At 52.0% G+C, this 11,769-nt stretch carries 12 protein-coding genes; 6 read left to right on the top strand and 6 right to left on the bottom strand.

All coding sequences use genetic code 11. The features are described from left to right. The first annotated feature begins 5 nt into the window (after positions 1-5). On the top strand, positions 6-860 hold the full coding sequence (gene kdsA, locus OGY04_RS04875) for a 3-deoxy-8-phosphooctulonate synthase (protein WP_136391949.1): 855 nt from the start codon (positions 6-8) through the stop codon (positions 858-860). Positions 861-927: 67 nt separating this feature from the next. On the opposite strand, the gene bdcA is transcribed toward kdsA, so the two are convergent. Continuing rightward, a complete protein-coding gene (gene bdcA, locus OGY04_RS04880; protein ID WP_153687307.1) occupies positions 928-1,641 on the bottom strand; it encodes an SDR family oxidoreductase in 714 nt (237 codons plus the stop codon). 72 nt (positions 1,642-1,713) lie between these two features. On the opposite strand from bdcA, the gene OGY04_RS04885 reads away from it, so the two are divergent. Both OGY04_RS04885 and OGY04_RS04890 read left to right on the top strand, forming a co-directional pair. Then, positions 1,714-2,307 carry a TetR/AcrR family transcriptional regulator gene (locus OGY04_RS04885; RefSeq protein WP_111465483.1) on the top strand — a complete coding sequence of 198 codons (594 nt, stop codon included), beginning with the start codon at positions 1,714-1,716 and terminating at the stop codon, positions 2,305-2,307. A 121-nt stretch (positions 2,308-2,428) separates the two neighbouring features. Continuing rightward, positions 2,429-2,725 (top strand): amidohydrolase family protein, encoded by a 297-nt coding sequence (locus OGY04_RS04890; RefSeq protein ID WP_234102818.1) that lies wholly within the window; start codon positions 2,429-2,431, stop codon positions 2,723-2,725. A gap of 54 nt (positions 2,726-2,779) precedes the next feature. Here the strand turns inward: OGY04_RS04890 and chaA are convergent, their stop codons facing one another. Beyond that, positions 2,780-3,880 carry a sodium-potassium/proton antiporter ChaA gene (gene chaA, locus OGY04_RS04895; RefSeq protein ID WP_003833407.1) on the bottom strand — a complete coding sequence of 367 codons (1,101 nt, stop codon included), beginning with the start codon at positions 3,878-3,880 and terminating at the stop codon, positions 2,780-2,782. Between the two features lie 403 nt (positions 3,881-4,283). On the opposite strand from chaA, the gene OGY04_RS04900 reads away from it, so the two are divergent. Then, positions 4,284-4,979: a gamma-glutamylcyclotransferase gene (locus OGY04_RS04900; RefSeq protein WP_048235257.1), complete on the top strand. Its 696-nt coding sequence runs from the start codon at positions 4,284-4,286 to the stop codon at positions 4,977-4,979. Positions 4,980-5,033: 54 nt separating this feature from the next. Here OGY04_RS04900 and OGY04_RS04905 read toward each other — a convergent pair whose 3' ends face one another. Together OGY04_RS04905 and OGY04_RS04910 are read right to left on the bottom strand one after the other, a co-directional pair. Continuing rightward, entirely contained in the window at positions 5,034-5,279 is a 246-nt protein-coding gene (locus OGY04_RS04905) for a DUF1883 domain-containing protein (protein ID WP_038641131.1), read from the bottom strand. Positions 5,280-5,540: 261 nt separating this feature from the next. Continuing rightward, positions 5,541-5,894 carry a DsrE/DsrF/TusD sulfur relay family protein gene (locus OGY04_RS04910; protein ID WP_003833402.1) on the bottom strand — a complete coding sequence of 118 codons (354 nt, stop codon included), beginning with the start codon at positions 5,892-5,894 and terminating at the stop codon, positions 5,541-5,543. 218 nt (positions 5,895-6,112) lie between these two features. On the opposite strand from OGY04_RS04910, the gene OGY04_RS04915 reads away from it, so the two are divergent. Beyond that, positions 6,113-7,498, top strand: coding sequence for a YchO/YchP family invasin (locus OGY04_RS04915; protein WP_286584873.1), 1,386 nt, complete (start codon positions 6,113-6,115; stop codon positions 7,496-7,498). A gap of 21 nt (positions 7,499-7,519) precedes the next feature. Here the strand turns inward: OGY04_RS04915 and narL are convergent, their stop codons facing one another. After that, positions 7,520-8,170 carry a two-component system response regulator NarL gene (narL, locus tag OGY04_RS04920; RefSeq protein ID WP_003833392.1) on the bottom strand — a complete coding sequence of 217 codons (651 nt, stop codon included), beginning with the start codon at positions 8,168-8,170 and terminating at the stop codon, positions 7,520-7,522. After that, entirely contained in the window at positions 8,163-9,959 is a 1,797-nt protein-coding gene (gene narX / locus OGY04_RS04925; RefSeq protein ID WP_003833391.1) for a nitrate/nitrite two-component system sensor histidine kinase NarX, read from the bottom strand. Before narX ends, narL begins: the two co-directional genes overlap by 8 nt. Positions 9,960-10,299: 340 nt before the next feature. Here narX and OGY04_RS04930 point away from each other — a divergent pair, with 340 nt between their 5' ends. Next, positions 10,300-11,691 (top strand): NarK family nitrate/nitrite MFS transporter, encoded by a 1,392-nt coding sequence (locus OGY04_RS04930; RefSeq protein ID WP_003833390.1) that lies wholly within the window; start codon positions 10,300-10,302, stop codon positions 11,689-11,691. Positions 11,692-11,769 lie beyond the last annotated feature (78 nt).

The following is an 11,769-nucleotide window of genomic DNA, read 5'->3' on the forward strand; positions in this document are numbered from 1 at the left end:
ATCCTATGAAACAAAAAGTGGTTAGCATTGGCGACATCAACGTGGCAAATGACCTGCCGTTCGTGCTGTTTGGCGGAATGAACGTGCTGGAATCCCGCGATCTGGCGATGCGCATTTGTGAGCACTACGTAACCGTTACTCAAAAGCTGGGTATCCCTTACGTGTTCAAAGCCTCCTTTGATAAAGCCAACCGTTCTTCCATCCACTCTTACCGTGGACCGGGCCTTGAAGAAGGGATGAAAATCTTCCAGGAACTGAAGCAGACTTTTGGCGTAAAAGTGATCACCGACGTTCACGAAGCCAGCCAGGCTCAGCCTGTTGCTGACGTGGTGGATGTGATTCAGCTGCCGGCCTTCCTCGCTCGTCAGACCGATCTGGTGGAAGCGATGGCGAAAACCGGTGCCGTTATCAACGTGAAAAAACCGCAGTTCGTAAGCCCGGGCCAGATGGGCAATATCGTGGATAAATTCCATGAAGGCGGCAACGACAAAGTAATTCTTTGCGACCGTGGCGCGAACTTTGGTTATGACAACCTGGTTGTGGATATGCTGGGCTTCAGCGTGATGAAGAAAGTTTCTGGCAACTCGCCGGTGATTTTTGACGTTACCCATGCGCTGCAATGCCGTGACCCGTTTGGCGCAGCCAGCGGCGGTCGTCGTGCGCAGGTTACCGAACTGGCGCGCGCAGGTATGGCGGTAGGTCTGGCCGGTCTGTTTATTGAAGCGCATCCTGATCCAGTCAATGCGAAATGCGACGGTCCATCCGCGCTGCCGCTGGCGAAACTGGAACAGTTCCTGACTCAGATTAAAGCGATTGATGACCTGGTTAAAAGCTTCGACGAGCTGGATACTGAGAACTAAGAAAGTGTTGCAGTCCGGAGAGATATCTCTTCGGACTGCTGTTTGAGAAAAGTGTTAAGGGTGGGCGTCAGGCGCCAAACGCACCATCAATTGTATGCATTGCCCCCGTCACAAATCCAGCCTCAGGGCCTGCAAGCCAGGCAACCATTCCCGCAACTTCCTCTGGACGGCCATGTCGTTTTAGCGCCATAAAACTGTGCATCACCTCTTTCAGTGGGCCATCTTCCGGGTTGGCATCGGTATCAATAGGACCCGGTTGAACCACGTTTACCGTAATGCCCCGCGATCCAAAATCACGTGCCAGCCCCCGGGCCAGCCCTTGCAGTGCTGATTTGCTCACCGCATAAGAGGCCAGGCCAGCAAGAGGCATACGGTCGCCATTCACAGAACCAATAATGATAATGCGTCCGCCGTCAGGCATCTGTCGTGCCGCTTCCACGGCCGCATAGTATGGGGAGTGAATGTTAATCCGGAACAGGCGCTCCACGTCATCCGGATCCTGCTCCAGCGCATCACCAAACAGAATAATGCCTGCATTAACTACCAGCACGTCCAGCGGGCCGCTTTCGCGTACCCGGTTGATGACGGCGTTACGATCGGCGCTATCGGTTTGCGCTGTCTGGGTACCCGTCTCATCAGCAAGCGCTTTGGCAGCGTCAGGGGAGCCTGAATAGGTAAAGGTAACCGATGCGCCATCCGCGGCAAAACGGCGCACGATAGCCGCGCCAATCCCACGACTGCCGCCAAGAACCAGAACTGACTTGCCGTTAAAAGAAGACATGAGGTACTCCTTGAACAATTATGTAGTGATCGATATATAATAGGTGCACAGTTTTCTGTCAATGGATTTGTAATGAGCACTACAAAATGCACTCGTGCACCTGGACGCCCACGTAATTTTGATCCAGAAATGGCCGTTGCCAAAGTACAACCCTTGTTTCACGCACATGGTTATGACGCCGTTAGCGTGGCGGATGTCACCGCGGCGTTGTCGATCAAGCCCCCCAGTTTCTATGCTGCTTTTGGGAACAAAATCGGTCTTTATAAACGTGTTCTTGACCGCTACGTACAAACTGAGGCGATCCCTTTTGATGACATTCTTCGCCCCGACAAACCCGTTTCTGCATGTCTTACCGATCTGCTTGAAGAGGCGGCGCGACGTTATGCCGCAGATCCGCATGCGCCGGGATGTTTGGTCCTGGAGGGCACGCACAGTAACGATCCGCAGGCGCGGAAGGTCGCGCGGAATTTCTACTCGGCTGCCGAACAAAAAATTCACGACTTTATCGCACAGCGGCATCCTAAAGAGGCTGACAGCCTGACTGATTACGTCAGTACCACAATGCTTGGCCTGTCGGGAAAAGCGCGTTGCGGGCATTCGTTCGAACGTCTGCTAGCCAGCGCGCGAATCGCCAGCGTAGCGGTGCGGCATCAGCTTTCCAGATGATCATCACAAGATAAGGTAGATAAATATGATGGGGAAAATGGGAACTTAATCAGGCGGTGCCTCATATCAACCCGCATCAAAGCAGGGGGTTATCGTTGTAGGTGGTACGGATGCGACGCGGATTGGCGTTGCAGGAGTATGGCATGCCATTGAATATCATGTAACAGGTAAAGCGCTCGACGGTTCGGTACGTCATGATACGCGCCAGTTAAGCCGAGAAGATGCTTTAAAAATGTATACCCTCAATGCCGCCTGGATAGCTTTTGCAGAACAGCAGAGGGGAAGTTTGCAGGCAGGTAAGCTCGCCGATTTTGCGGTGCTTAATCAGGATATTATGGCTATTCCGGCAGACAAATTGCACCAAACGGAGTCGTTATTAACGTTTGTCGATGGTCAACAGGTTTATCCGGAGCTGTGAGCGGTAAAAGAAAACGGCCCTGAGAAGGGCCGTGGGTTCTATCAGAAAGACTAATCAGGCAAATATCGTCATCAGATAGGCGATAAACAGCGCCAGATGCGCCGCACCGTTAAGCACGTTGGTGCGTCCGGTGGAGAAAGAGATGTGACACAGTACCAGTGATGAAACCATCACAATCATCTCTGGTGCGCCCAGCGCAAAGACCAAATCATTCCCGGTTGCCCATGCGATCAGGGTCACTACCGGAACGGTCAGTGAAATGGTGGCTAATACTGAACCGAAGAACAAATTCATCGCCCGCTGTACCTGATTACTCAGAACCGCTTTCAGCGCACCTAGCCCTTCAGGGGAGAGGATCAGCAATGCGACCAGGAAACCGGTAAAGGCGACCGGCGCATTCAGTTCAGTCAGCAATGTTTCCAGCGGGCTGGCGTTCATTTTGGTCACGGCAATAACAGCGATCAGATGAATGATAAGCCAGGCGGCATGCCACATATTGCTGTGGGCTGACGGTTTACCGTGATGCGGATCGTCGTCGTCACCCTCGTCTTCATGCTCATAAATGAACAGGCTCTGATGCGTTTTAGTTTGTATCAGCAAAAATACGCCGTACATCGCCGCAGAAATTAATGCCACTAATAGCGCCTGGGCGGTAGTGAAATTTGCACCCGGTAAAGCCATCGGGAACACCAGTACAATAATGGCCAGCGGAAACAGGGCGATTAAATACTGCTTAATACCAAACAGATTCATATACTGAGTGGCAAATTTACGGCCACCTAACAGTAATGAAAAACCGACCAGGCCGCCGGTTACGATCATAATGATTGAATATAGCGTATCGCGCATGAGCGTAGGCGCTGCATCGCCGGTCGCCATTAATGCGGAGATTAAGCTGACTTCAAGAATAACAACGGACAGGCTGAGGATCAGCGACCCGTAGGGTTCGCCAAGTCGATGTGCTAATACATCAGCATGACGGACAACGCTGAATGCGCTGCTTAATATACCAATAAGGGCCAGCGCATTAATACCGATGACCACTGGTAGTGACTGACTGCTCCCCCAGAAGAACAGTACTACCAGCGCCAAAATCGGGAAGACGAGAGAGGTCTCCTTGTGGCGGGTTTTTACCGCCTCATGTACGTGTGTCATTGAACTAATTCTCCATCTCTGCAGGTATTTATAATTATAAAAGTATTAAAGAATGTAAAAAATAACAGAACTTTCGGTATTTCCGATCTGATTTTACGTAATTTTACGGCATGGACCATTTTTTGCATCCGAGCGAATGAAATTGCATATCTTGTTTAGAGAATATTTAAATAACAGCACATTAGATTTTAGCGTCCACAAAAATTGATGAGCGTACTGATACAAATGATAGTGCAGGACGTACCACCCCGAGAGGATATAAAGTGCCGTTGACACTTTGTTCCCTTGCAAGCGAGCGGTGAATTGCCTATCGTCCAGTTATTGGTTTCAAAATGAGCAGCGAAAAAGCCCGGAAGGCGTCAAAAAAGTTGTCGCAGGGAAGCAGCAGTGGCGGAGGTGTAAGGTGTTAACGCGTGATTTTTTATTGAATGCCGACTGTAAGACGGCATTTGGTGCTATTGAAGAATCACTACTCTGGTCAGCGGAACAACGGGCAGCCTCACTGGCCGCCACGCTTGCATGCCGACCAGATGATGGACCGGTGTGGATCTTCGGTTATGGATCGTTGATGTGGAACCCGGCCTTAGAGTTTGAAGAGTCCTGTACCGGGACGTTAGTCGGCTGGCACCGTGCATTTTGTCTGCGCCTGACGGCGGGGCGAGGAACGGCGTGTCAACCAGGACGTATGCTGGCCCTGAAAGAGGGCGGACGCACCACCGGTGTGGCCTACCGTTTGCCGGACGCGTCGCTGGAACAAGAGCTTTCTCTGCTGTGGAAGCGTGAAATGATCACCGGATGCTATCTACCAACCTGGTGCCAGTTGACGTTGGATGACGGTCGGGCGGTAAACGCGCTGGTCTTTATTATGGATCCGCGTCATCCGCTGTTTGAGTCAGATACGCGCGCGCAGGTGATTGCGCCGCTTATCGCCGCGGCGAGCGGACCTTTAGGCACCAATGCCCAGTATCTGTTCTCACTGGAACAAGAGCTGGTCAAGTTGGGGATGCAGGATGATTGTCTTAACGATCTGGTGATCACGGTCAAACGATTGTTGGGAGAGAACCTGCCGGAAGGTGTTATGCGTCCAGGATTTGCCTAATATCGCCCGATGTTGTATGCCCGATAAGCCAGGTGCTTATCGGGCGTTTAACGCTTAGGCTGCAATAAAACTTATCGAATGCTCGAGCGACTGGCTATGGCTGTCGATCAGCACATTCCAGACGCCGGTATACGGTACGGTTAACCATGCGTTATCACGATCCTGCACGCTTAAGATGTCGGACTGCGTGTCTTTGACGTGATTTTTCTCGCTCATCAGGTGGATGTGGCAGCGCTCAGAACAGCGCACTACCACCGTATCACCACCAAATAACTTTAAACTCGCCTTCACTAATGCCATTTTTCACCCCGTTCTTGAAAACAACGTACTTTCTGTCGAAAGTGCTGCGTGATGTTGTTCACATTTCACTCATTGCATAACACCAAAGGGGGAGCAACAGGATGCTGATTTTGATCAAAAAATGGCATAACGATTAAACAAAAGTGACAAAATACCTCAAAAGGGTTGAAAGGGCGTGCTAACGTTCAACGAAACCGCGCCCATCTACGATTAAATTCGGAAATTATCGACACTTTCAGTGAGCTTGCCTGAAGCGGTGTATCAGAAGGTTAATACTTTATCTGCAGCCAGCGTCCATTGAGCCAGTTCTACCAGCGTGCCGACGGCTACTCCGTCAATTAACGGCAGCGTCGTGATCCCGCGGCCATCGGTGCAGGTTTTACACAGTTTGACCGGCACATTTTGCGCCGTCAGGATCTCCAGCATTTGCTGAATATTGTATCCTTCTGCAGGTTTCTGACCTCGTAATCCCGCGGTTACCGCGTCCGACATTAAAAACAGACGCAGGTCCAGATCCGCTTCCTGTTCGCGCAGGGCGATGGCCAGACGCAGGCTGTTAAATAACGATTCGCTTCCATAGGCTGCACCGTTCGCGACGATCACTATCTTTTGCATTATTACTCCTGTTGTCAGATGGAAGGGATAATTCCTGGCGTGTATGTTACTCCCTGTTCCTGATGTGGGAAAGAAAGCATGGTTGCAGGAGTGGGTACCTCTAATTATCCATGTCAGAAAATCCCGAAAACGGGGATAAAGGCTGCAATTAACAGCCGAAGACGTTATGGTTTAGGTTAAGTGTGTCTAATTAATTGATGTAAGAAACAACTGACGATTTGAGCCGTAATATTTATTTTTCTCTCGCTGTATTCTCACTCTTGCCATTGGCAGGCGGTATTGCCAACGCACGGACATCTTTTATTCACCAGGCTGAAAACCCTTTCGATAACAATAGTGATGGCTTGCCCGATCTCGGTATGGCGCCGGAGTCGCGGGCAGGCGAAAAGCACTTTGCCGAAATGGTCAAAGCGTTTGGTGAAGCCAGCATGACCGATAACGGGCTTGATACGGGTGAACAGGCGAGGCAGTTCGCGTTTGGTCAGGTGCGTGACACGGTCAGCGAACAGGTTAATCAGCAACTGGAATCCTGGCTCTCTCCCTGGGGAAACGCCAGCGTTGGATTGCAGGTGGATAACGAAGGCAGCTTTACCGGAAGTCGGGGAAGTTGGTTTATCCCATGGCAGGACAATCAACGATATTTAACCTGGAGCCAGTTGGGGCTGACGCAACAAGACGAAGGTTTAGTCAGCAATGCGGGGATTGGGCAGCGCTGGGTACGCGACGGCTGGTTTCTGGGTTACAACACCTTTTATGACAACCTGTTGGATGAAAATCTGCCCCGGGGAGGCCTTGGCGCCGAGGCGTGGGGCGAATACTTGCGCTTATCCGCTAACTATTACCAACCGTTGTCCTCCTGGCAGGAGCGTTCCACAACCCAGGAACAACGGATGGCCCGCGGCTACGACCTGACTGCGCAAATGCGCATGCCGTTCTATCAACACCTCAATACCAGCGTCAGCGTGGAACAGTATTTTGGCGACCGGGTGGATTTGTTTCATTCCGGAACCGGGTACCACAATCCTGTGGCGGTGAATCTGGGATTGAGCTATACGCCGGTGCCGTTGATTACCGTGACGGCACAACATAAGCAGGGCGAAAGCGGAGTCAGCCAGAATAACCTCGGCTTAACGCTGAATTACCGCTTTGGCGTACCGCTAAAAAAACAGCTGATGGTCAGCGAGGTGGCAAACAGCCGATCGCTGCGCGGCAGTCGTTATGACGATCCGCAGCGTAACAATCTGCCGACGCTGGAATATCGCCAGCGTAAAACATTGTCGGTATTTTTGGCCACGCCGCCCTGGGATCTCAAGTCTGGTGAGACGGTGGCGCTGAAGCTGCAGGTGCGTAGTTTGCATGGGATCCGCCATTTGACCTGGCAGGGTGGTACCCAGGCGTTGAGTTTAACGGCGGGTAGCGATAACCGAAGCGCGCAAGGCTGGACGATTATTATGCCGAAGTGGGACAGCAGCGAAGGCGCGACAAACCGCTGGCGGTTGTCTGTGGTGGTAGAAGATGAGCAGGGTCAGCGTGTCTCTTCCAATGAGATCACGCTATCACTGACCGAACCGTTTATTACCGTTTCGGAAAATGATCCTCGTTAGCAATGAAGCATCAACGCGTTATCAGAAAATGCGTTCCTGATGTACCCATACCGCGGCTTCGACGCGTGATTTGAGCTTCATTTTCTTCAACATATGCTTCACATGGACTTTTACCGTACTTTCAGTGATGTCCAGACGACGGGCGATCATCTTGTTCGGCAGCCCCTGGGCAATGAGCTTGAGAATGTCGCGCTCACGCGGTGTCAGTTGGGTGACATCACGGTCCGACGTTGCACGATTAGCACGCAGGCTGGCGGCCAGAACCGGCGTTAAGGCTTCACTCAGCACCATTTCACCGGCCGCTGACTGCTGTAAGGCTTTGAGTAAATCTTCAGGCTCCATATCTTTCAGCAGATAACCATCAGCGCCGCGTTTCAGTGCGGTAACTACGTCTTCTTCATGATTGGATACGCTAAACACAACGATACGGCCCGACAGTGACTTTTCACGCAGCTTATCGAGAGTTTCCAGACCGTTCATGCCGGGCATGTTGAGATCAAGCAGGATCAGATCGGGATCAAGGGATTCAGCCAGCTCGATACCCTGCTCACCATTGCTGGCTTCGCCGACAACGGTAATATCGGGCGCCATGCTGACAAGCTGTTTTACACCGGTTCGCAGCATCGGATGATCGTCGATCAACAGGATGGTTGCCGGTTCCAGATTACTCATGGGTATCTCCTTGGACTTCTGTGAAGTTTGTTTCGGGAATAAAAGTGACAGCAACTTCAGTACCGCCCGTCTCGCGACGGCGTACGCGGCAATCGCCGCGCAAGCTCTGCGCACGATCGCGCATTATAATCATGCCGTAGTGGTTACTGCGTTCGGCGTTTTCCGGTACGCCGCAGCCGTTATCTTGCACTGTTAGTTTGACCTGCTTGCCATTTTGCACCACCGTCACGACCACTTCATTGGCCTGAGAGTGTTTAAGTGCATTACTCAGGGCTTCGCGCGCAATTTGTAGCAGGTGAATCGCCTGATGCGAAGGGACCAGGCGTGGCGGTAGCTGATAATCCAGCTTAACCGTAAATCCAAAACGGGCGCTGTACTCCTGACAGCTGGCTTCCAGCGCCGGCCGTAATCCAGGTTCCGTGAGCTGTAAACGGAAGGTGGTTAACAGCTCACGCAGTTGTGCCCATGAAGCATTCAGCTCGTTACGAATCTGGCTGAGCAACTCGCGACAGTTATCTGAAAGCGCATCGCCCTGCATCTGCAAACAGCTAACCTGCATCTTCATACAAGAGAGCGATTGTGCAATAGAATCATGAAGTTCGCGTGCAATGGTGGCACGCTCTTCCATCACGATCAACTGCTGCTGACGCTCCTGATGTCTGTCGAGCGCGAGCGTTGCGGTCAGTTGCTCAACCAGGGTATCAACCAGCTGTTGCTGATCGTGGCTGAGATGGCGTCCGTTCGGCAAGGTAGCGAGCAGAATACCATACTGGGTATGCGCATCGGTCAGCCGCCATTTCAATGTGATCCCGCCGTCAATCGCGGGCAGCGTTCCGCGAGGACACAGATGGCAACCTTTTTCATCACAGCTGGCATTGGACTGACAGGTAAATTCCTGATGATTGTCTTCATCTTCCAGGTCGTAAACCCGGAGTTCAATATCATGCAGCAAGGTCAAATTTTGCAGACCGTTCAGTACCGGAGAGAGGCGTTCGCACAACGGCACCTGAGAGTGCAGGCGGCGGTTGGCTTGCCACAGAAAAGAAAGGATCTGATTTTTGTGCTCCAGTCCCGCCGTTTTTTCCTGCACCCGCTGTTCCAGCACGGCATAACTTTCGGCCAGTTCTTCCGACATATTATTCAGTGCCGAGCCCAGAGCGGCCATCTCATTACGCCCGCTGATACGCGCGCGTTGGGTAAAATCACGTTGGCTGACGGCTCGCGCCATCGCCAGCAGCTGCTTCCACGGCTCTAACAGGCGCACGCGCAGCCAGATAATGGTGAAAACCAGCAGCAATGCCATAAATATGGCCATCAGGCGATGCAGCAGGACGACGCGTTCAATGCGTAATTCGGTGGTATGGTCAAAGGCGGTAACCAGCTTATCCAGACCGCCTACAAAGCGCGTTACATCCTGCGCTACCGCATCAGGCGTTTGCGCATGCGCAAGCCCCGGCGCCAGTTCAGTGTGCCAGTAATCCTGTAGTGCTTTTAACTGCGCCTGTTGTCCGTCTCGCTTTGCGGCACGCGTCAACTCCGGGCTAAATGCCGTTTTCTCCATTTCATCCAGAAGCGGTTGATCGCTAGCGTCCAGCGGTACGGCTGCCAGCAGGCGATAACTCTGCATGCGCAGCGATCCCGCTTTGTTGATTGCATGGGCGCTACCCTGAACGCCCTGAACCAGCCAGCCGGAGACAGCCATACCCGCCACGCCGATGGCTGTGGACAATAAAACAATCAGCGCCACCTGGTTGACCAGCGTAAGCGGGGAGAGACAACGTTTAAACATGGTGACTTGTTCCTTCGGGTTTTCGTCGAACAGAAAACCTTATTGAATGACGATTCTGCTGCAGGCAGTGGCGTTATTCTCGGCGATACACTGGAGTATACCCATACCTCAAACGGGCTACCTCTTAATTGCCAGTGGAGGGAGAGATCCCGGGCGAGGGGGAGTAGGGGACGACAGAAGCGTGAAAAACCACATCTTTTTTACCGAAGTTATGTACTCATTTAGGGTAATGATAAATTTTAGGCATGAATAATGACACCTTTTCCTTTGATTTATATCAACTTACCTCCAGCTGTAAACCCTAATGTTGCAGGCATCGAAACAAGTATCAGAGGTGTCTATGAGTCACTCATCTGCCCCGGAAAGGGCATCTGGAGCTGTAATTACCGAATGGCGGCCGGAAGATCCCGCCTTCTGGCAGCAGCGTGGTCAACGAATCGCCAGCCGTAACCTGTGGATTTCCGTCCCTTGCTTGCTGCTGGCGTTTTGCGTGTGGATGTTATTTAGCGCCGTGGCGGTGAACTTACCGAAAGTCGGATTTGATTTCACCACTGAACAGCTGTTCATGCTGACGGCATTACCTTCGGTGTCCGGCGCGCTGCTGCGTGTTCCGTACTCCTTTATGGTTCCCCTGTTTGGTGGACGTCGCTGGACGGCGTTTAGCACCGGTATCCTGATCATTCCTTGCGTATGGTTAGGTTTTGCGGTGCAGGATACCTCCACGCCGTTTAGTACCTTTATTATTATCTCTCTGTTGTGCGGTTTCGCCGGTGCGAACTTTGCGTCCAGCATGGCAAACATCAGTTTCTTCTTTCCAAAACAGAAACAGGGTGGTGCGCTGGGTCTGAACGGTGGCCTGGGCAACATGGGCGTCAGCGTGATGCAGTTGGTTGCGCCGCTGGTGGTTTCACTGTCAATCTTTGCCGCATTTGGTAGCCACGGGGTTGAACAACCGGATGGTACGCAGCTGTATCTGGCAAACGCCGCATGGATTTGGGTACCGTTCCTTGCGGTGTTAACGCTGGCTGCATGGTTTGGTATGAATGAACTGGCAACCTCAAAAGCGTCGCTGAAAGAGCAATTGCCGGTGCTGAAACGTGGGCATCTGTGGATTATGAGCCTGCTGTATCTGGCAACCTTCGGTTCATTCATCGGTTTCTCTGCCGGTTTTGCCATGTTGTCAAAAACGCAGTTTCCTGAGGTACAGATCCTGCATTACGCCTTCTTTGGACCGTTGATTGGCGCGTTGGCTCGTTCAGCGGGTGGCGCAATCTCTGACCGTCTGGGTGGAACCCGTGTAACGCTGGTGAACTTTGTGCTGATGGCTATTTTCAGTGCCTTACTGTTCCTGACGCTGCCATCAAACGGCGTTGGCGGCAACTTTATCGCCTTCTTCGCGGTGTTCCTGGCATTGTTCCTGACGGCTGGTCTGGGGAGTGGTTCAACCTTCCAGATGATCTCCGTTATCTTCCGCAAGCTGACGATGGACAGAGTGAAAGCTGAAGGCGGTTCAGAAGAGAAAGCAATGCGCGAAGCAGCAACCGACACCGCGGCAGCGTTGGGTTTTATCTCAGCCATTGGTGCGATTGGCGGCTTCTTTATCCCGAAAGCATTTGGTACGTCTCTGGCGTTAACCGGTTCGCCGGTCGATGCGATGAAAGTCTTTCTGATCTTCTATGTCGCTTGTGTGGTCATCACTTGGGCGGTATACGGACGTCATTCTAAAAAGTAAAAAAGTAGTAGCAGTTGATTATCCATTGCGCGGTGTTAGACCGCGCTTTTTTTTGCTCTAAATTAGTTACAACATACT

It is taken from the genome of Citrobacter sp. Cpo091 (genome assembly GCF_030332645.1).
In the GTDB taxonomy this organism is placed as follows: Bacteria; Pseudomonadota; Gammaproteobacteria; order Enterobacterales; family Enterobacteriaceae; genus Citrobacter; species Citrobacter portucalensis.

Excerpts from the sequence above, each read along its gene's own strand:
- chaA (WP_003833407.1), bottom strand. The coding sequence starts at position 3,880 with ATGACACACGTACATGAGGCGGTAAAAACCCGCCACAAGGAGACCTCT.
- kdsA (WP_136391949.1), top strand. The coding sequence starts at position 6 with ATGAAACAAAAAGTGGTTAGCATTGGCGACATCAACGTGGCAAATGAC.
- narX (WP_003833391.1), bottom strand. The coding sequence starts at position 9,959 with ATGTTTAAACGTTGTCTCTCCCCGCTTACGCTGGTCAACCAGGTGGCG.
- bdcA (WP_153687307.1), bottom strand. The coding sequence starts at position 1,641 with ATGTCTTCTTTTAACGGCAAGTCAGTTCTGGTTCTTGGCGGCAGTCGT.
- OGY04_RS04885 (WP_111465483.1), top strand. The coding sequence starts at position 1,714 with ATGAGCACTACAAAATGCACTCGTGCACCTGGACGCCCACGTAATTTT.
- OGY04_RS04930 (WP_003833390.1), top strand. The coding sequence starts at position 10,300 with ATGAGTCACTCATCTGCCCCGGAAAGGGCATCTGGAGCTGTAATTACC.
- OGY04_RS04910 (WP_003833402.1), bottom strand. The coding sequence starts at position 5,894 with ATGCAAAAGATAGTGATCGTCGCGAACGGTGCAGCCTATGGAAGCGAA.
- narL (WP_003833392.1), bottom strand. The coding sequence starts at position 8,170 with ATGAGTAATCTGGAACCGGCAACCATCCTGTTGATCGACGATCATCCG.
- OGY04_RS04905 (WP_038641131.1), bottom strand. The coding sequence starts at position 5,279 with ATGGCATTAGTGAAGGCGAGTTTAAAGTTATTTGGTGGTGATACGGTG.